We start from the raw sequence: 19472 nt of genomic DNA on the forward strand, positions 1-19472 counted from the left end.
GCCATGGAGTCTTGGGCAACCGACGGTGTCGGCACCGCCGACTGGGCCGAACTGGCGGCCGAGCTGATGTCCGCGCGCCGCACGGTGCTGCCGTTCCGCCTCGGCGAGCCGGGCCCCGACGCCGCGCAGCTGCAGGCCATCCTGTCCGCCGCCGCCTCGGCGCCCGACCACCGGAACCTGCTGCCCTGGCGCTTCATCACCGTGCCGGCCGACCAGCGTGAAGCACTGGCCGAGGTGTTTGTGCAGGCCCTGCTGGAGCGCGACCCGGGGGCCGAACCGCACGACATCGCCAAGGCGCGCGAGAAGGGTTTCCGCTCGCCCTTCCTGGCCTTGCTGGTGGTCGACGAAACCAAGGGCGACGCCGACATCGGTCTGGCCGAGCGGCTGATCTCCGCCGGCTGCGCCGCGCAGAACATGCTGCTCATGGCCACCGCCCTGGGCTACGGCTCGGCGCTCACCGCCGGGCAGTCCGTGCGTTCGGCCGCGCTGCACCGTTTCTTCGGCCTGCGCGAGAGCGAGCAGGCCGTGTGTTTCCTGAGCATCGGCACCGCCCTCTCGCACGGCAAGACCGGCGTGCGCCCCGCGGTGGCCGATTACGTCAGCACCCTGAACCCCGTCGGCCCGTGCTGACGCCTTCTTCCGAACCGGATTTTTCATGGACATCAGCACCTTTGACGACCTGCTCGCCGCCGCGCGCGCCCAGCCCCTGCCCCAGCGCCTGCTGATGGTGTTCGCCGCCGTCGAACTGCCCGACGACGCTTCGCCTGCCGAACGCGCGGCCTTCGAAAAAGGCCAGGGCGGCGCGCTGGTGCCGCAGATGTGCGTGGACAAAAGCCCCGACGAGCTGGCCTCGTTCGAGCAGCTCAAGCAGGAGGCCGCCGGCTTCGGCCAGCCCTGGGGCATGGTCTTCGCGGCCGCCATGTCGGGCAGCGCCGGCAAGCCGCCCACCAGCGCCGATGCCGACGCGCCGCTGCAGAAGATGGTGGAGTCCATCCGCCGGGGCCGCATCCAGAACTTCATCCCGTTCGACCCGCAGGGCCGCGCGGTGCTGCTGGACTGAGCCCATGGCCGGCATCCACCTGCACCAGATCACCCAGCCCGGGCAGCAGGCGGCGGGCGTGGGCTTCGAGCAGCCGTTCGAGATGCTGGACGCCTGCCACGAGCGCGTCGAACGCATGCTGCGCCTGCTGTGCAAGCTGCGCGAACACGTCAGGACCCACGGCGCCGACGCCCAGGCACGCGACGCCGCGCGCGACGTGATGCGCTACTTCGACCAGGCCGGCCCGCACCACCACGAGGATGAGGAGCGCCACGTGTTCCCGGCGCTGCTCGCGCAGCGCGAGCCGGCGGTGGTGGCGGTGGTCATCCGCCTCAAGCAGGACCACCGGGAGATGGCTGTGATGTGGGCCCAGGTGCGCGCGGCGTTGACGGCGCTGGTCGGGGCGGGCGAGGGCTGGGCAGGGTTTTCAGCGGAAGAAGAACAGCTCTTCGACACCTACGACGCGCTGTACCGACGGCATCTGCTGGACGAGAACGGCGTGGTGTACCCGGCGGCGCGCTCGGTCATCCGGGGCGATGCGCTGCAGGCGATGAGCGCAGACATGATGGCGCGGCGGGGTGTGCCGGACGGGGCTTCACTTCAGCCCGTGCGTGCCGATATGAAGACGGAACAGACGGGTGGGTGAGCACCGCCGCCTGCTGGCCTGACCACTTCAGCGAACCACGGAATGAACGACCACACGGAGAACCCCGGGCGGCTGCCCCCGACCTGGAACGAAGCGCTGGAAACCGGCGTGGCCACCATCGACCTGCAGCACAAGGTGCTGTTCGATCTGCTGCTGCGCACCCAGGAGGCGAGTGCGCGTGGACACCTGGTCGATCTGGGCGGGCTGCTGCCGCAGCTGCGTTCGTATGCGGACTGCCACTTCCGCCATGAGGAAGACTGGATCCGGCAGCACGGTGACACCGAGGACACCGCCCACGCCCGGCTGCACGCGGGTTTCCAGGCGCAGCTCGACCGGCTGCAGCAGCATCTGGACGAAGGCCGGCTGCATGTTCAGCCGGTGCTGGGCTTCCTGCGCGACTGGCTGCTGGACCACATCGCCCGGCAGGATGTGCCCTTGATCCGCGGCCTCGCACGGGGCCACGGCCGTGCGGATCAGTCCGGTGCGCCGACCGTCAGTGCGACCTCGGCCACGCCTTCCACGCGGCCGGTGATCGTGTCGCCGGGCACCACGGCCCCCACGCCCTCGGGGGTGCCGGTGTAGACCAGGTCACCGGGTTGCAGGTGATAGAACCGGGACAGGTCCGCGATGATCTCGCGGATGTTCCAGATCAGCTGGTCCACGTCGGACGACTGCTTCGTTGCGCCGTTGACCTCCAGAGCGATGGAGCCCTTCTCGACCACCACGCCGGGCATCGGCACGATCTCGCTGCAGACCGAGCCTTGTTCGATGTCCTTGCCCAGGTCCCAGGGGCGGCCCTTGTCGCGCGCGACCAGCTGCAGGTCGCGGCGCGTCATGTCCAGGCCGGCGGCGTAGCCGTAGATCACTTCATGTGCGTCTTCGGCCTTGACACGGAAACCGGCCTTGCCCACGGCCAGCACCAGCTCCATCTCGAAGTGGTAGTTGTTCGTTCCGGGCGGGTAGGCCACGGTCGTGCCCGAGGGCGTGAGGGTTTGCGGCGACTTGGTGAAATAGAACGGCCGCTCGGCGCTTTTGTCGACCGGCCTGCCCATCTCGACGGCGTGCGCGTGGTAGTTGCGACCGACGCAGAAGATGCGGTTGATCGGGAAACGTTCGGTTTTGCCGCGAATGGGCAGAGAGGGGACGGCGGGCGGGGCGAAGAGGTACTGGGTCATCGGTTGTCTCTGAAGAGTCATCGGGTCTCGTACACACCGAGCTTTCGGTGCAGCGGGGATTCGTCGGCGATGAAGACGAAGGCGGGCTGGTCGGCCGAACGGTTGCTCAGCGTCACGGGCTCGTACCCGGGTGTGCAGCAGGTGTCGGCCTCGACCAGGCCGAAGGTCTTGCCGCAGGTGGCGACCTGAACACCGCCTTCGATCAGGTGGAACACCTGCGCCGGCGAGCGTGCCGGCAGCGCGAGCGTCTGGCCGGGCCGGAGCATGAGTGCGTAGAAGCCCAGGATGTTCTCGGCGTCGTCGCCGGTCTCGGGGTTCACGTAGGTCAGCTGCACGCAGTCCAGGTCGGGCTGGTTGTCGGCCGTCGCCACCAGCGCGGCGCGCGTGTCCACCCAGGGGTAGCGCAGCATGGGGTAGCGCCGGTCGCTGCGGGCGAACACCTGCGTCGGCACCACGCCGGCGCGGGTCCAGGCGCGGTCGCCGCTGCCGGGCTTCACGGTCTGGCGCGCGCCGTTGATGTGGTAACTCGCCTCCATGTAATAGACCAGCGGCAGGTCCAGCACGTCCAGCCACACCACCGGGTCGCTGCCGTCGTGGCCGTGTTCGTGCCACAGGCCGGTGGGCGTGAGGATCAGGTCGCCGCGGCGCATCGGGCACTTCTCGCCATCGACGGTGGTCCAGGCGCCTTCGCCCTCGACCACCATGCGCACCGCGTTGGGCGTGTGGCGGTGGCTGGGCGCCCACTCGCCCGGCAGCAGCAGCTGCATGCCCAGGTAGATGGCCGGGCTGGCCTTCATGTTCTCCAGCCCGTGGCCCGGGTTGGCCAGCACCAGCACGCGGCGTTCAGCCTTCTCGATGGGCGTGAGCTCGCCGGCCTTGAGCAGCAGCGGCTTGAGCGTGGCGTATGGCCAGTGCACGGCCTGTGTGGCGCGCGTGGGCACGCCCGGCGGCAGCACCGCGCGCAGGCTGGGCCACAGCGGCACCAGGTTCAGGTCCTTGAGGTCGTCGCGGTAGTCCTGCGGCAGGTCTTCCAGTCGGCCGAGTGCGTGGCTCATGGCGTGTCTCCGTGCGATGGGCCTCGTTCGGCCGCATGCCAATAATCAGTGTACTGATGATAAGGGGGCGGTTAGACTGGGTCAACCACCGACCATCCGTTGCCAGCCACCCTGCCTTGTTTGCCATGGACACCCCAGACACCACCGGGATTCAGATCGACCTGCAGCCCGGCTACGCGATCCGGCGCCTGCACCAGATCTCGGTCGGCATCTTTCTGCAGGAGGCGGGCGAGCTGGGTGTGACGCCGGTGCAGTACGCCGCGCTGCAGGTGGTGGGCAACCAGCCCGGCATCGACCAGCGCACGCTGGCCCGCAGCATCGCACTGGACACCTCGACCACGGGGGGGGTGGTGGACCGGCTGGAGGCCCGTGGCTGGCTGGAGCGGCGCCTGTCGCCGCAGGACCGCCGTGCGCGCCAGCTGTTCCTGACCCCGGCGGGAGAACAGGGTCTGGCCGACACCGTGCCCGCCATGCTGCGCGCGCAGGAACAGATCCTGGCGCCGCTGACCCCGCGCCAGCGCACCGAGTTCATGCGCCTGCTGCAGGTGCTGGTGACGCAGAACAACGACCTGAGCCGCGCGCCGGCCGAAGCGCGCTAGCCGACGGCCGCCTGCTCAGGCCAGGTCTTCGTGGAAGTCGGTGGCGCCGGCCTTCCAGTAGGCCGAGACCTTGACGTGGCTGCGCGGCCGCCCGTGTTCGAGCAGCAGGATGTCCCTGAGGCGCGCCATGCAGGCCGCCTCTCCCGCGCACCAGATGAAACCGTCGCCCGCCGGCAGGTCCAGGTTGCGCACCGCGTCGCACAGCGCTTCGCCGGACGGCAACCAGCGCAGGTTCAGACCAGGGCGTTCGGGCAGCGCCTTATGGTCCTGCTCGTGCGGGGTGTGCAGCAGCACCGTGGTGGGAGTGCCCGCCGGCAGTTCTTCAAGTCGCCGGGCGATGGCGGGCAGCGCCGTCGCATCGCCCGCCAGCAGGTACCAGGGCAGGTCGTCCGCAATGATGATGGAGCCGCGGGGGCCGCCGATCTCCGCGGTGTCGCCCACCTGGGCGCCTTGCGCCCAGGCGCTGGCCGCGCCGCCGTCGTGCAGCGCGAACACCAGCGTCAACTCCTGGCGGTCCGTGTCGAAATGACGCGGTGTGTAGTCGCGCCGCTGCTCCCGCCCGTCGGCGTCGGTGAAGAAGAACTTGACGTGGTCGTCGAAGGAGAGAGAGACGAAGCCGGCCAGCGCCGGTCCGCCGAAGGTCACGGCCAGCAGGCCGGAGCCCAGTGGGCGGACATGGCGCACTTGCACGTCGCGGCGCAGCAGCTCGTGACGCACGCGGCGCGTGGGCCCGGGCGGGTGCAAAGGGAGAATGGGGTTGGACATGTGACCGGTGAATTGATTGATAATGTCATCTATTCTGTCGAAACAAGTTGATGGAGTCAACCAAAATGGTCAAGCTGTCCGACGACGACCTGATGGAGGCGGTGCACGACCTGATGCACCTGGCGCGCTCGCAGCTGCTGCGCCACATGCCCGACGACGGCCTGGGGCCGATGGAGGGCCGGGCGCTGGGCTTCTTCGTCCGCCACCCGGGCAGCACGCAGTCCGACCTCGTGCAGCACGCCGGGCGGGACAAGGGCCAGCTGGCGCGCCTGATCGCGGTGCTCAAGGACAAGGGCCTGCTCCAGGCCCGTCCTGACGAGCACGACCGCCGGGTGATCCGCCTTTACCCCACCGAGGCGGCGCAGCAACGCCACGAGTCCGTCGTGCGACACCGCCGCCAGGTGGCGGCGCTGGCCGCGCGCGGACTGGAGGCGCCGGAACGGCAGGAGCTGTTGCGTCTGCTGCGGCACATGCAGGACAACCTGCGCGACGGCGGTCGGTAGCCTGGTTGCGCGCAAGCGCAGTGTGGGGGGCTGCAGGCCGGGGGGCGACGGGTACACTGCCCGCGGAAAAATCCGGCATGAAGATCACCATCGACACCAACGCCCAGTCCCTGGAGTACCAGGCCGGCGATGAAAACCCAACGCGGCTGCCGCTGTACTCGCCCGAGGCCTTCCGGGTGGTGTCCCGGGTCTGGCTCAAGCAGGAGTGGAACCAGCAGCACTGGCAGTCGTTCTCCTGGCTGGGCTTCCAGCTCTGGCAGTTGCCGGAAGATGTGCTGCGGTTGCAGGAGGTGATCACCCTTGTGCGTCCCGATGTGATCATCGAAACCGGCGTCAACCGCGGCGGCAGCGCCGTCTTCTTCGCCTCGCTGTGCCGGGCGCTGGGGCGTGGGCGAGTGATCTCGATCGACATCCACATCCCCCCGGAGCTGCGCGAGGCGGTGGACGCCTGTCCACTGGGGGACCTCATCACCCTGATCGAGGGCGACTCTGCTTCACCGGAGGTGGTGGACCGGGTGCGCCGTTCCGTGGGCCCGGGCCAGAAGGTGTTCGTGTTTCTCGACAGTGACCACAGCAAGGCGCATGTGCGCCGGGAGCTGGACGCCTACGGCCCGCTGGTCACCCCGGGTTCCTACATCGTCGCGACCGACGGTGTCATGGCGCAGCTCGCGGACACGCCCGGGGGCCAGGCGCACTGGCTTGAGGACCATCCCGCCTCGGCGGCCCGGGCGTACGCGGCTGAGCACCCCGAATTCGCGCTCCGCCGCCCCGCAGCGCTCTACAACGAGGCTTTTGTTGAAGAGGCGCTCACCTACTGGCCCGACGCCTGGCTGTACCGACTCCCCCCTCTCTCAGCCTGAATCCATGCACGCCAGTTCCTACGACAAGATGCGCACCTTTGTAGACCAGTACCTGGGCGCACGCCGTGGCGAGCCGCTGGTCATCCACGACCTGGGCAGTCAGGATGTGAATGGTTCGTACCGCGCGCTGTTCGATGCCCCGAACTGGCTCTACACCGGGCTGGACATGGTGCCCGGCAACAACGTGGACCTGGTGCTCAAGACGCCCTACGCGTGGCGGGAGGTGGCCAGCGGCTCGGTCGATGTGCTGGTCTCCGGGCAGGCCTTCGAACACATCCGCTACGTGTGGATCACCATGCTCGAGGTGGCCCGTGTGCTCAAGCCGGGTGGCCTGTGCATTGTCATTGCGCCCTCCAGCGGGCCGGAGCACCGCTACCCGGTGGACTGCTGGCGGTTCTATCCCGACGGCATGGAGTCCCTGGCCCGCTTTGCCCAGCTCGATCTCGTTCAGGTGAGGACACAGTGGCAGGACGAGGGCCATGGCGACGGCAGCGATGCCTGGCACGACTCCGTGCTGGTCTGCCGCAAGCCCGACCATGGAACGTGGTGGAACCTCAAGAGCGCGCTCAAGCGGTGGCTGCAGCACCGCAGCCTGGTCCAGGGCCTGTCCGATCCGGCGCCTCTGCCCGAAGCGCCGGCGCCGCGCGCGGCCATGCCGGCGACACCCGCGGCAGCGGAACCGCCCGAGCTGGCGCAGTGCCGCTTCTACCACTCGGTGGACCTTCCCAACGGCGAGTCGGTGAAAGGCGAATGGGACCTGCGCCCGACCGTGGATGCATATCTCGGCGGGGTCGACTTCGCAGGGCGCTCGGTGCTCGAAGTGGGGCCGGCCAGCGGCTTCCTGAGCTTTCACATGGAGGCCGCGGGTGCCCAGGTCACCGCGCTGGAGCCGCCCATGGAACACCTCTGGGACGTGGCTCCCGTGCCTGGTTTTGACGTCGCCGGCTGGCGCCAGGAGTTTGTCCACGTCATCACGGGGGTGCGCCAGTCGTTCCAGTACCTGCACCAAGCCCGTGCCTCCCGGGTCCGGGTCATCGTGGCGCATCTGGACGCCCTCCCCGAATCGGAGGGGCCGTTCGACATCGGCCTGCTGGCCTCGGTGCTGCTGCACTGCCGTTCGCCGTTCTCGGTCATGGAACAGCTGGCGCGCCGGGTCAGCGACACCCTCATCGTCACTGAGGTGTACGACGCCAACCTCGGAGATCTGCCGGTCTGCCGCCTGCTGGCAGACCCGGCCATCCCGCAGGTGCACACCTGGTGGGCGCTGACGCCCGCCTTTGTCACCCAGTCGCTGGGCCTGCTGGGTTTCCCACACGCGCAGCTCAGCATCCACCACCAGAAGCGGGATGCCGACGGCGCCCTGATTCCCATGTTCACCGTCGTGGCGCGGCGCGCCTAGCCGCCGCTGCCCCCGACACCCAGGAGCCTCGATGCACGATTCAGACGGCAGCCTGCTGGAGCCACTGCTCTCGCCCGCGCTGGACAGCCTTTTCCGCACACCCCAGCGCCTGGGCAAGCCCAGTGGGTGGTGGGGCCATGTGCCGTTTGCGTTCTGGCTCGTCCAGGCGACCGAACCGCGCCTGCTGGTGGAACTGGGCACCCACCATGGTGTGTCCTACGCCGCGTTCTGCGATGCCGTGCAGCAGCTGCGGCTGCCCACGCGTTGCTTTGCGGTGGACAACTGGCAGGGCGACGCCCATGCCGGGTTCTTCGACGAAGCGGTCTACCGGGATGTACACGCTTTCAACGAGGCCCACTACGGCGGCTTCTCCGAACTCATCCGGGCCGATTTCGGCACCGCCGTCGGGCACTTCGCTGACGGCTCGATCGACCTGCTGCACATCGACGGCTTCCACACCTACGAAGCCGTCCGGCACGACTACGAAACCTGGCGGCCCAAGCTGTCCGAACAGGCGGTGGTCCTGTTCCACGACACCAATGTGCGCCGCGACGACTTTGGCGTGCACCGCTTCTTTGCTGAGCTTGCGGGGCGCCATCCCCACTTCGAGTTCCTGCACGGCAATGGCCTGGGCGTGATTGCGCACGGGCACGCCGTGCCGCCAGCCGTCGAGCAGCTGTGCAACGCCGCATCGACGGCACAAGGTGGGGCTATCCGGGAACGCTTCGCCGCGGCGGGCGCCCGCTGGATCGGCCACGCCAACGAACGTGAGATGGAGCGTTCCTTCGCGCTGCAGGTCGAGGCCCTCGTCGCCGCGCGCGCCCAGGTGGGCAGCGAGCGCGACCAGGCGCAGGCGGCCGTGGCCCGCCTGAATGCGGAACTCGCGCTGGAGCGGGATGCCGCACTGCGCAAGCTGGCCCGGCTGGATGCGGAGATGAGAGCCGCGCGCCAGGAGCGTGCGCTGGCGGAGCATGGCCTGACCGAAGCCAGCCAGACCATCGCCACCCTGGCGCAGGCGCAGCAAACGCTCACCCACACCCTGCAGACGACCGAGCCCGCCTTGCGTCAGCTGTTGTCCACACTGCTCGCGCCGAGGGAGCAAAGCCCTGTCGCCGACAGACCGGGCGTCCTGCAGCGGCTGCAGTGGCGGCTGGGCCGGCGGGGGGCGCCGGATCCCCGGCAGCCGGTCATCGACGCCGTGCGCCGCTCGGTGTTCTTCGATGCCGCCTGGTACCTGGCGGCCCATGCCGATGTGGCGCAGGCCGGGGTCGACCCCGCCGTGCACTACGCGCTGTTCGGCGGCGTCTCGGAAGGCCGGGACCCCGGTCCCTGGTTCTCCACACTGGCCTATCTGGAGGCCCACCCCGATGTGGCGCAGGACGGACTCAATGCGCTCTACCACTTCGAGTTCCACGGCCGACACGAAGGCCGCGGCTTTCCTCTCAGGCCGCTCGGCCTGCCGCTGCCGGCCACACCTTCCCCCGTCCCGGTCATCGAGCCGTCCGCGTCTGCGCAGGATGCCAAGCTGGCGTTCCGCCAACGCAGCCAGGAAGAGCTCGCGCGGTTTCTGAAGGATGGGCACGAGCTGCGGCTGCCCACCGCGGAGGCGCCGCGCGTGTCCATCGTCATCGTGCTGCACAACCAGGCCGAGCTGACCTTCAAGTGTCTGGCGTCGCTGGTGGAAGCGATCGATGCACCCTGCGAGGTGCTGCTGATCGACAACGCATCCACCGATGCCACCGCCGCCCTGCTGGCCAGGGTGCGCGGCGCCCGGGTGCTGCCGCAGAGCGAGAACCTGCATTTCCTGCGTGCCGCCAACCTGGGGGCTACCCACGCCCGGGGTGAGCATCTGCTGTTCCTCAACAACGATGCCCAGCTGAAACCCGGATCGATCCTGGCGGCGCTGGCCCTGCTCGACGGCCGTGAGCACGTCGGTGCGGTGGGCGGCAAGGTGGTGCTGATGAACGGCCGTCTCCAGGAGGCGGGCAGCATCGTCTGGGCCGACGGCAGTTGCTCGGGATACGGCCGGGGCGAGGACCCGGACGACGCCGTGTTTCAGTTCCGGCGCGAGGTGGACTACTGCTCGGGGGCCTTCCTCATGGTGCGGCGCGCGCTTTTCGAGGGGCTGGGCGGATTCGATCCAGCGTACGCACCGGCCTACTACGAAGAGACCGATTTCTGCATGCGCCTGCACCAGGCCGGGTATTCGGTGGTGTACGAACCGCAGGTCGAGATCCTGCACTACGAGTTTGGCAGCTCTGAGAGCGAACAGACCGCGGTGGGGCTCATGCAGGCGCATCGGGAGGTCTTCGTCGCCCGCCACGCCCAGGTGCTGGCCAGGGAGCACCGGCCCCACGGAACACGCGCCATCGAGGTACGCCAGCGCCCGGCCACGCAGCCGCGCGTGCTGCTGATCGACGACCGCATCCCCGTCCCGTCGCTGGGCTCTGGTTTTCCGCGTGCGCGCCAGCTCGTCCACAGCCTGCATGCAGCCGGTGCCTTCGTCAGTCATTACCCGCTGACCTGTCCCCAGGTGGACCTGGCGGAGGCCTATGGGGTGCTGCCGCGCGAGGTGGAGATCGTGGCCGGCCGCGGCATCACCGGACTGGCCGACTTCCTGCGCGAGCGCTGCGGGTACTACGACGCGGTGATCGTCAGCCGGCCGCACAACATGGACCGCTTTCTCCACGCCTGCAGGGAGGTGCCTGCCTTTCTGCCCGGCACTGCATTGATCTACGACGCCGAAGCGATTTTCGCGACCCGCGAAACACTGCGTGCACAGGTGCTGGGCGAGCCCTCGCCGGAGGAGGAGGGCGCGACGGCGCTGACCCGCGAACTGCAGCTGGCCGAGGCGGCCCACCATGTCTTCGCCGTGAGCAATGCCGAAGCGGATCGGTTCCGCCAGGCGGGCTGCCAGGACGTGCGGGTGCTCGGCAACGGCATTGCCGCGCAGCCCACGCCCCAGGGCCACAGCGAGCGGCGCCACCTGCTGTTTGTCGGCCGGCTGGCGGAGGAAGGCTCGCCCAACGCCGACTCGGTGTGCTGGTTCGTGCGCGAGGTCATGCCCCGGCTGGACCAGCTGATCGGCGAAGGCTATGTGCTCCACCTCGTGGGCAGCCCGTGCGAGAGCCTCCAGCAGGCGCTGGACGGACCACGGGTGGTGTTCCACGGCCGTGTCGAGGACATCCGGCACTTCTACGAGCAGGCCCGCGTGTTCATCGCGCCCACCCGCTTTGCGGCCGGCATCCCCCTCAAGGTCCAGGAGGCTGCGGCGCACGGGGTGCCGGTGGTGGCCAGTGCACTGGTGGCGGCGCAGCTCGGCTGGGCCGGGCAAGGTGGCCTGCTGAGTGCGGACAGTGCCGAGGACTTTGCCCAGGCCTGCGCGCGGCTCTACTTCGATGCCGCGCTGTGGCAGAAGACCCGCCAGGCGGCGCTGGCGGCTGTGGAGCGGGACTGCGCCCCACAGGCGTTTGAGGCGACGGTGCGGGCGGTGTTGCGCGAAGCGTGTGAGCAGTCGGGCCGGCAGGTCGATCCGGCGCCCGGGAGCGACCGGGCGCGCGTGTCGGAGGCCTGGAGCGTTTCACCGTCGCAGCGCCAGGAGATCCAGGGCATGAACTGGATGGCGCATCCGCGGGTCATGGCACGCCTCCACCAAAAGGCCACCGGCAAAGAAGGCATGGATGTGTACATCCATCTGAAGGACACGCTGACCCGTCTGGGCTGGCAGCTTCCCGTGCCTCGCATGGTCAGCCTGGGCTGCGGGTTCGGCGCCCTGGAGCGCGGGTTCGCGCAGATCGGGCTGGCCAGCCGGATCGATGGCTACGACATCGCCGAGGGCGCCATTGCCGGCGCGCGCACCTGTGCCGCCGAGATGGGGTTGGACCAGCTGCACTACCACGTGGCCGATCTGGAGCGGCTGGAACTGCCCGAAGCGTCCTGCGACCTGGTGGTCGGCTTTCAGTCGATCCATCACGTCAACGACCTGGACCGTCTGTTCGGCATGGTCAGGCGGGCGCTGCGCCCGGGTGGCATCTTCCATCTGCACGAGTACGTCGGACCCGACCGCTTCCAGTGGACCGACGCCCAGCTGACCCACATGAACGCCTTCCTGCAGACCCTTCCCGAGCGCTACCACCGCTTGCCCAATGGCGTGTTGCGGGGGCCGCGGGAGCGTCCGCGCGCAGCCGACGTGATCGCCTGCGACCCGTCCGAGGCGATCCGTTCCTCGCAGATCATTCCCACGCTGCAGAGGCATTTCCGCGTGCTGGACCGGCGCGACCTTGGAGGGGCCCTGCTGCACATCGGGCTGAGCGACATCGCGCAGAACTTCAGTGAGTCCAGTGCCGAAGACGTGGCCCATCTTGACCGCTTCTTCGCGCTGGAGGACCGGTTGATGGCCGAAGGTCAGATCGGCTCCGACTTCGCCGTGCTGACGGCTGTTCGCCCGCACGACGAATGATCTTCAGTTCCGTCGAGTTCCTCTTCTACTTCCTGCCGATATTCCTGCTGATTTACCAGGTCTCGGGCCGCCACAACGCCGTGTTGCTGGTGGGCAGCGCCGTGTTCTACGCCTGGGGTGAACTCCGGAACGCATGGGTGCTGGCGGCGTCGCTGGCCGGGTGCTACCTCGGCGGCCTCGCGCTGGACCGCGTGGCGGACCGCCGGGACCGCCAGCGCTGGGTGCTGGTGGCGTCGCTGCTGTTCCAGCTCTCGCTGCTCGTGGCCTTCAAGTACATCGGTTTCCTGGCCGAGACCCTGCACGACCTGGGCTGGCAGGTGTCCATCGAGCCCGGGTCGATGCCCGTGCTGCCGGTGGGCATCTCGTTCTTCACGTTCCACGCCATGTCCTACCTGGTCGACATTTACCGCGGCCAGTTGCCCGTCGAGCACAAGCTCTCCCGCCTGACCAACTACATCCTGCTGTTTCCCCATCTGCTGGCCGGTCCCATCGTCCGGTACGCCGCCATCCGGCGGCAACTGATCCGGCGCCACCCGACCATGGCCCGCCTTCGCTTCGGCATGGAACTGCTCATCATCGGTCTGGGGCAGAAGCTGCTGCTGGCCAACCCGTTGGGCAGCGTGGTCGACGCGATCTACCAGATCGACAGCCATGCGCTGACCACCGCCATGGCCTGGCTGGGCGCAATCGCCTACGCGTTCCAGGTGTACCTGGACTTCTCGGGCTATTCCCACATGGCGCTCGGACTGGCGCTGCTGCTGGGGTTCTCGTTTCCCCGCAATTTCCGTTTCCCGTTCCACGCCCTGTCGGTGCGCGAGTTCTGGCGCCGCTGGCACATCAGCCTCTCGTCCTGGCTGCGCGACTACGTGTACACCCCGCTGGGGGGCAGCCGCCGCGGCGGGGGCCGCACCATCGCCAACATCCTCATCGTGTTCGGGCTTTGCGGCCTGTGGCACGGGGCCGGCTGGAATTTCGTCTGCTGGGGGCTCTACAACGGCGGACTCATCGTGCTGGAGCGGCTGGGGCTGGGCAGGATCACGGCGCGCTGGCCCCGCGTGTGCCAGCAGCTCTACGCCTGGCTGGCCTTCGTCATCGGCATGGTCATGTTCCGCGCCGTGGACTTCGCGCAGGTCGGAACGGTCTATGCCGCCATGGCCGGCGGGTCATCCGCCGCGGCCGGCGCCCTGCATCCAGGCCGCTTTCTGGACGTATACACGGTGCTGGTGCTGCTGCTGGCCTTCTCATCGATGCTGCCCCTGTCGCGCTGGCTCGGCGGCGGGCACTTCGTGCGCCCGCGCTGGGCTCCGGTGCGCTGGGTTTTCCTCACGCTGGTGCTGGTCCTCGGTGCGATGAGCCTGGCGTCCGGCAGCCACAACCCCTTCCTCTACTTCCGCTTCTGAGCATGAAGGCCCTGCCGACCCGCCGCGCAAATGCCCTGGTGCTGGCCCTGTGGTGCGCCCTGCTGCTGACGCCGCTGCTGGTGCACCTGTTCCGGCCGCCGCACGAGGCGCCGCTGGAAAACCGGACACTCGCACCGGCGCCGGGCTGGCCCCGCACCCCGGCCGAGGGCAGCACCTTGCCGGTGAGGACGCAGGCCTGGATGCGCGACCATTTCGGTCTGCGTGGCGAACTGCTGGAGGCCAGCCACCGCTGGCGCCACCGGTTGTTCGGCGATTTTCTGTCCGCCGATCTGGTCCCCGGTCAGGCGGGCGAAGTGTTCTACAACGTGTTCGGCGACACCGCGGGCAGCTCGCTGCGGGTGATGTGCGGGGCCGAACGCATCAAGCTGCCGGTGGTCGGCCAGCGGGTCGCGGACCTGCTGGCAGCGACCCGTGCCGAGCTGCCCCGGAGCTACCTGATGATCGCCCCCGACAAGTCGCGCCTGCGGCCTCGGTTGTTGCCCCGCTGGCTGCAGGTGGAATGCGCCAGTGGCCAGCCGCCGGCCGAATCCTTGGTTGGCCGACTGGCGCAGCAGCCCGAGATCGCGGACCGGCTGTTCTACCCCATCGATGCGATGCGCCAGGTCGATGGGGTGGACCCGGTCTACCGTCCCTGGAACCTGCATTGGGACTTTCATGGTGCTGCCGTCGCCGCCGACTGGCTGGCACAAGGCCAGTGGGGCATGCCCCGTCGCTACGAGGTCGCGCTTGAGCCGCGGGAGACCGCATTCGACCTCCAGGGCTTGGCGCCCGGCGTGGAGCACCGCGACACCACCCTCGTGCCGGTGTATCCGGATGGGCAGGTGCTGGTGTGCCACAACGACCCGGCCTGCTTCCCCGAGTTCGCCGCCGAGGCCGCACTGCTGTTCCAGGTCGCCCGTGTGCGCTCGGCCTGGCAACTGCCCGCGGGACAGCGCCGGCCCACGCTGGTCATCATCGGCGACTCCTTCGGTGACAACATCACCGAACCCCTGGCGCGCTACTTCGCCGAGGTCTGGTACCTGTCGATGAACCACCTGTCCCGGCTCAGTCCGGAGCAGCGCCGGCATGTGCGGTCGGTCGTGATCGACCAGTTCCGGCCCGACGTGTTGCTGCACGTGTACAACGAAGGCACGGTGCTGGTCGACCAGGCCCGGTACCTCGGACTGGCCCGGGCGCTGCTGGAACCTGTACCCACCCAGTAACCCGTTTCATGGACAATTGAAACCAAGTTACAACGGAGACACCTCATATGCCCCAGCGCGCCACCAAAATCGTCGCCACCCTTGGTCCTGCGTCCAGCGACCCCGCCCTGCTTGAAGCCATGATCCGCGCCGGCGTGAACGTCGTTCGGCTGAACTTCTCGCACGGCAAGGCGCAGGACCACATTGACCGCGCCAACCTCGTGCGCGAGGCTGCGCGCCGCGCCGGCCGCGAGGTGGGCATCATGGCCGACCTGCAGGGCCCCAAGATCCGCGTCGGCAAGTTCGCCGAAGGCAAGGTCATGCTCGAACCGGGCCAGCCCTTCGTGCTGGACGCCTCGCGCACCGAGCCGGGTGACATCCACGGGGTGGGTCTGGACTACAAGGAGCTGCCGCGCGATGTGAAGGCCGGCGACGTGCTGCTGCTCAACGACGGCCTGATCGTGATGACGGTGGACAAGGTCGTCGGTGACGCGGTGCACACCACCGTCAGGCTCGGCGGCGAGCTGTCCAACAACAAGGGCATCAACAAGCAAGGTGGCGGTCTGACCGCGCCTGCGCTGACCGCCAAGGACATGGAGGACATCAAGACCGCCATGAGCCTGATGGCCGACTACGTGGCCGTCAGCTTCCCCAAGAACGCGACCGACATGGAGCTGGCGCGCCAGCTGTGCAACATGGCCGCGGCCCCCTACAACCACAAGCCCGGCCTGATCGCCAAGATCGAGCGCGCCGAGGCCATCCCGGAACTGGAGAACATCCTCAGGGTGTCCGACGGCATCATGGTGGCGCGCGGCGACCTGGCGGTGGAGGTGGGCAATGCGGCCGTGCCGGGCCTGCAGAAGCGCATGATCCTGATGGCCCGCAAGATGGACAAGGTGGTGATCACCGCCACGCAGATGATGGAGTCCATGATCGTCAACCCGGTGCCCACGCGCGCCGAGGTGTCCGACGTGGCCAACGCCGTGCTCGACGGCACCGACGCCGTGATGCTCAGCGCCGAGACCGCGGCCGGCAAGTACCCGCTGGAGACCGTGCAGCAGATGGCCGCCATCTGCCAGGAGGCCGAGAAGACCGACCACGACCCGCTGGAAGACGATTTCGTGGGCGCGACCTTCACCCGCATCGACCAGGCCATCGCCATGGGCGCGCTGTTCACCGCGCACCACCTCAAGGCCAAGGCCATCGTGGCGCTGACCGAGTCGGGTTCAACCGCGCTCTGGATGAGCCGCCACAGCGTGCGCATGCCCATCTTCGCGGTCACCTCCAAGCTGTCTTCGCAGCGCAAGATGACGCTTTTCCGCAATGTGCGGCCGCTGCTGGTCGATACCAGCGCGGACCGGGACACCGCGCTGGCCGAGGCCGAGGCCGACCTGAAGGCACGCGGGGTGATGCAGAAGGGCGATGTCTACGCGATCACCGTGGGCGAGCCGATGGGCACGCCGGGCGGCACCAACACCCTGAAGATCTGCCGGGCGGCCTGAAGCGGCGCCTGCAGGGTGATCCTGCAGGCCCACGGTCCGCTACCGCTGCGCCGGCTCCGGGTGGTGCCGCCAATGGCGGGCCTCGCGCCGGATGTGCCAGCGGTGCATGGTGCGCTTGAACCAGCTGTCCTGGTGGTGCTCCGGGTTGTCCGAGAACGGATCCGTGTGCAGATCGCGGTTGTCCAGTCCGAGCTCCCTGGCCACTGCGGACACCGCAGCCACCTGGGCTGGCGGGCCCGCGATGTAGAGCTTTGCACCGGCGAGCGATTTGAAATCCTCCCTCAGCGCGTCGGTCACACGCTGCGCGCGCTGGGGGATCGGCGCCCGCGCATCAGGTGTCTGAAGACGGGAGAGCGTGTTGTGCAGGCGAACGTGCGGATGCCTGCGCGCCAGTTCGACCAGTTCCTGCTCCCAATAGCAGTCATCCGCCGTGCGCGCCGCGTAGTAGAGATGGACTTCACGCCGGGCGGAGCCAGAGAGTGCGGAAAGAACAATGGACCACATGGGGGCCAGGCCGGTGCCTCCGCCGATGGCGACGATCGGGCCCGCATGTTGTTCGCGCCAGTATCCGTGCCCGTAAGGGCCTTCGACACGGGCGTACTGTCCTGTCAGCCCGGGTTGCGTCACCAGGGTGGAGGTTTTGCCGCCTTCCACTCGGCGGATGTGGAACTCAAGCTCGGTGCTGCCGGGGACGCTGGCCACCGAGTAGGCCCGCGCCGGCAGGGCTCCGAACTTCAGCATGAAGTACTGCCCTGGGCGGAATTCCACCGCCTTGCGCAAGGCCACACGAATCACGGCCACGCCGCCACCCCGGACTTCCTGGTGGACCACACGCCCGAACTGCTGGACGACGGGTGGCATGTGCACCAGCTCACCCAAGGTTTGCAGGCGGATGTCGGACTTGGGCGTACACCGGCAGGCAAGGACCAGTCCCTGGTCTCGCTCCTCCTTGCTCAGTGTGCTTTCCGGGCAGGGCAGGTGCTCCACCTTGCCCTGCAGAACGTGACCCTTGCAGGCTCCGCAGTCGCCTGCTCCGCAGGAGAACGGAAACGGGACGCCGTTGATCATCATCGTGTCCAGCACAGTCTCGCCGGAGTTCTCCAGTGTGTGCGGCCAGTCGACCAGTTCGATGCGTGCCATGTGCTTATCCCCCCTGCGGCAGACGGAGACGCAGCGGCACGACGTGCCAGCTGTGGCGGGTCTGGTTGTGGTTGAAGGCGGCGAACCACAGATAGACGCCGTCGGTGATCGACACATCCTGCGCATCGGGTGCTTGCAGCTGTCTCGAAAACTCCAGTGTCCAGCGGCCGTCCTGCCAGTGACCACGGCTGGCCACGTCGCCCGCCGGGCCCCTGATGGGCTTGTCCCAGTACAAGGCCGGGATCATCGTGCCGACCGGAATCCTGTCATCAAGCTCCTTGGAATACGGCACCACCTCGTCCGGCCCGAGGTTGAACTCGGAGCCGTGCGATTCATACGCCGACTGGCTGGGGCCCAGGCGCGCCTGCAACTTCGCGAGGTCTTTGGGAAGGTATTTCGGAGTGACTGCCCGGCTCGGCCACGCGACAGCCCAGCCGTTTTCTCCTCTATCGAAGTTGTCCTGGTATCCGCTGCCTTTTTCCTTCTTGTCGCTGCCGTAGCCGGCGGGGTACCGCACTTCGTGCTTGACCGGGTCGTATTTCACCGGGTCTCCGAACCAGGAGTCCTCCGCTTGGCCGGTGGCGCCGGTTCGGCTGGCTTTCCAGTGCCACAAGTCGATCACGCTACCGTCCTTCGTGAAGTGGTACCCGCGGCCCTGCAGCGGCTTTTTCACGCCCGGCAATGGGGCCGTGCCGAACTGCCAGCCTCCGCCAAACGGGTTGTTCCTGGGGCTGATGGCGATGGCGAACTTGTCTTCGTAGTAGTCGATTGTGTCGGCGCCGTCGTAAGTGTGCACGCCATCGTCTCCGATCATCCGCACCCAGCCCTGTGCTGTCTTCTTCAGCGGCAGGCGCATGTAGCTGCGGGAGTCGTCGGGCCAGGATGTGGCGACATAGACCCTGTCACCATGCACCGCGGCGCGCACTTCGATGGGGGTTTCCCGGTCGCCCACGTTCCATCCGTGGGCTGTGATCACCGTCACCTTGTCTGCACGCTGCCACACCTCGTCGTCCAGCTTGCCGTCCAGCACGGGTGCCACGGCAGCCGGTGCGGCCCGCAATTCCCCTGTGGCCTGCCAGTCCAGTGTGGCTGTGGCCACTCCGGCCGCCAGTGCAGCAACACCGAGCACCGTCGCGGAGCGCAACAGATCGAACCGGGGAATGAAGACCTTGAGCAGTTGGCGGAGTCCACCCAGCATGAACTGGGCCACCACATGCACCACCATGTAGGCCACCAGCGCCCAGGAGGCGATTTCATGGACCAGGGACACCAGGTCAATGAAGCCAAAGAAGGGAGTGAAGTAAAGCCACCCACCGCTGATCAGCGCGACCAGAAAAGTCAGCAGCCCCAGCCAGTACAGCGCGCGGTTGAGGGCCTGCCACCGCGCCTGACGGTGCGGCGCCTTCAGCATCATGCGGTTGACTTTCCACCGCGCGGTCAACCGTGCATGCAAGAGAAAGGCGACGTAACCTGCCACAAGGCTTCCGAGCGCCAAGGCCGCCCACGCGTGCCATCGAATGACATCCCCCTGCATCATCACCGGTTCGAGCAGGGTCCGCCACCCTCCCTTGGCGTTGTCGGCAGCAATGCGCAGACCGGTCAGCAAGGCAAAAACCAGGGAGACCAGCAGAAGGGTGTGCCACAGCATGGTCGGAAAATCCGCCTTGCGCATGACGGGGCGGGGCGGGGCGTATGAGGCCTGATGGGTAGGGAACCGCGGGGACACGC

At 68.2% G+C, this 19472-nt stretch carries 17 protein-coding genes; 12 read left to right on the forward strand and 5 right to left on the reverse strand.

Features of this window, described 5'->3' with window-relative positions:
* Positions 1-3: 3 nt before the first annotated feature.
* From RCO38_RS22225 to RCO38_RS22240, 4 genes are read left to right on the forward strand one after another with little or no spacing between them, the layout of a single operon-like run.
* Positions 4-630 (forward strand): nitroreductase family protein, encoded by a 627-nt coding sequence (locus RCO38_RS22225; protein ID WP_308330653.1) that lies wholly within the window; start codon positions 4-6, stop codon positions 628-630.
* A gap of 25 nt (positions 631-655) precedes the next feature.
* On the forward strand, positions 656-1060 hold the full coding sequence (locus RCO38_RS22230) for a ribonucleotide reductase subunit alpha (protein ID WP_308330654.1): 405 nt from the start codon (positions 656-658) through the stop codon (positions 1058-1060).
* A 4-nt stretch (positions 1061-1064) separates the two neighbouring features.
* Positions 1065-1685, forward strand: a complete 621-nt coding sequence (locus RCO38_RS22235; protein ID WP_308330656.1) for a hemerythrin domain-containing protein — start codon at positions 1065-1067, stop codon at positions 1683-1685.
* 42 nt (positions 1686-1727) lie between these two features.
* On the forward strand, positions 1728-2267 hold the full coding sequence (locus RCO38_RS22240; protein ID WP_308330657.1) for a bacteriohemerythrin: 540 nt from the start codon (positions 1728-1730) through the stop codon (positions 2265-2267).
* On the opposite strand, the gene RCO38_RS22245 is transcribed toward RCO38_RS22240, so the two are convergent.
* Positions 2159-2860 (reverse strand): fumarylacetoacetate hydrolase family protein, encoded by a 702-nt coding sequence (locus tag RCO38_RS22245; protein WP_308330659.1) that lies wholly within the window; start codon positions 2858-2860, stop codon positions 2159-2161. The genes RCO38_RS22240 and RCO38_RS22245 overlap by 109 nt on opposite strands.
* 17 nt (positions 2861-2877) lie before the next feature.
* Entirely contained in the window at positions 2878-3915 is a 1038-nt protein-coding gene (locus RCO38_RS22250; RefSeq protein ID WP_308330660.1) for a cupin domain-containing protein, read from the reverse strand.
* Positions 3916-4040: 125 nt separating this feature from the next.
* Between RCO38_RS22250 and RCO38_RS22255 the strand changes: the two genes are divergently transcribed.
* Positions 4041-4514 carry a MarR family winged helix-turn-helix transcriptional regulator gene (locus RCO38_RS22255; RefSeq protein ID WP_308330662.1) on the forward strand — a complete coding sequence of 158 codons (474 nt, stop codon included), beginning with the start codon at positions 4041-4043 and terminating at the stop codon, positions 4512-4514.
* A gap of 15 nt (positions 4515-4529) precedes the next feature.
* Here RCO38_RS22255 and RCO38_RS22260 read toward each other — a convergent pair whose 3' ends face one another.
* Positions 4530-5279 (reverse strand): siderophore-interacting protein, encoded by a 750-nt coding sequence (locus RCO38_RS22260; RefSeq protein WP_308330664.1) that lies wholly within the window; start codon positions 5277-5279, stop codon positions 4530-4532.
* A gap of 50 nt (positions 5280-5329) precedes the next feature.
* Here RCO38_RS22260 and RCO38_RS22265 point away from each other — a divergent pair, with 50 nt between their 5' ends.
* The 7 genes from RCO38_RS22265 (at position 5330) to pyk (ending at position 16604) form a co-directional block, all read left to right on the forward strand.
* Entirely contained in the window at positions 5330-5782 is a 453-nt protein-coding gene (locus RCO38_RS22265; protein WP_308330665.1) for a MarR family winged helix-turn-helix transcriptional regulator, read from the forward strand.
* A gap of 77 nt (positions 5783-5859) precedes the next feature.
* Positions 5860-6642, forward strand: a complete 783-nt coding sequence (locus RCO38_RS22270) for a CmcI family methyltransferase (RefSeq protein WP_308330667.1) — start codon at positions 5860-5862, stop codon at positions 6640-6642.
* Between the two features lie 4 nt (positions 6643-6646).
* A complete protein-coding gene (locus tag RCO38_RS22275) occupies positions 6647-8041 on the forward strand; it encodes a methyltransferase domain-containing protein (RefSeq protein ID WP_308330669.1) in 1395 nt (464 codons plus the stop codon).
* A 31-nt stretch (positions 8042-8072) separates the two neighbouring features.
* Entirely contained in the window at positions 8073-12500 is a 4428-nt protein-coding gene (locus tag RCO38_RS22280; protein ID WP_308330670.1) for a class I SAM-dependent methyltransferase, read from the forward strand.
* Entirely contained in the window at positions 12497-13900 is a 1404-nt protein-coding gene (locus RCO38_RS22285; protein ID WP_308330671.1) for an MBOAT family O-acyltransferase, read from the forward strand. The genes RCO38_RS22280 and RCO38_RS22285 overlap by 4 nt, the downstream gene beginning before the upstream one ends.
* Before the next feature lie 2 nt (positions 13901-13902).
* Positions 13903-15123, forward strand: a complete 1221-nt coding sequence (locus RCO38_RS22290) for a hypothetical protein (RefSeq protein ID WP_308330672.1) — start codon at positions 13903-13905, stop codon at positions 15121-15123.
* Positions 15124-15170: 47 nt separating this feature from the next.
* On the forward strand, positions 15171-16604 hold the full coding sequence (gene pyk, locus RCO38_RS22295; RefSeq protein ID WP_308330674.1) for a pyruvate kinase: 1434 nt from the start codon (positions 15171-15173) through the stop codon (positions 16602-16604).
* A gap of 39 nt (positions 16605-16643) precedes the next feature.
* Here the strand turns inward: pyk and RCO38_RS22300 are convergent, their stop codons facing one another.
* Together RCO38_RS22300 and RCO38_RS22305 are read right to left on the reverse strand one after the other, a co-directional pair.
* On the reverse strand, positions 16644-17744 hold the full coding sequence (locus tag RCO38_RS22300) for a 2Fe-2S iron-sulfur cluster-binding protein (RefSeq protein WP_308330675.1): 1101 nt from the start codon (positions 17742-17744) through the stop codon (positions 16644-16646).
* 4 nt (positions 17745-17748) lie between these two features.
* The gene (locus RCO38_RS22305) at positions 17749-19416 is read right to left on the reverse strand and encodes an ethylbenzene dehydrogenase-related protein (RefSeq protein ID WP_308330677.1); all 1668 of its coding nucleotides are present in this window, start codon (positions 19414-19416) and stop codon (positions 17749-17751) included.
* Positions 19417-19472: the final 56 nt, after the last annotated feature.

The organism is Hydrogenophaga pseudoflava, from assembly GCF_031020795.1.
Taxonomy (GTDB): domain Bacteria; phylum Pseudomonadota; class Gammaproteobacteria; order Burkholderiales; family Burkholderiaceae_C; genus Hydrogenophaga; species Hydrogenophaga pseudoflava_A.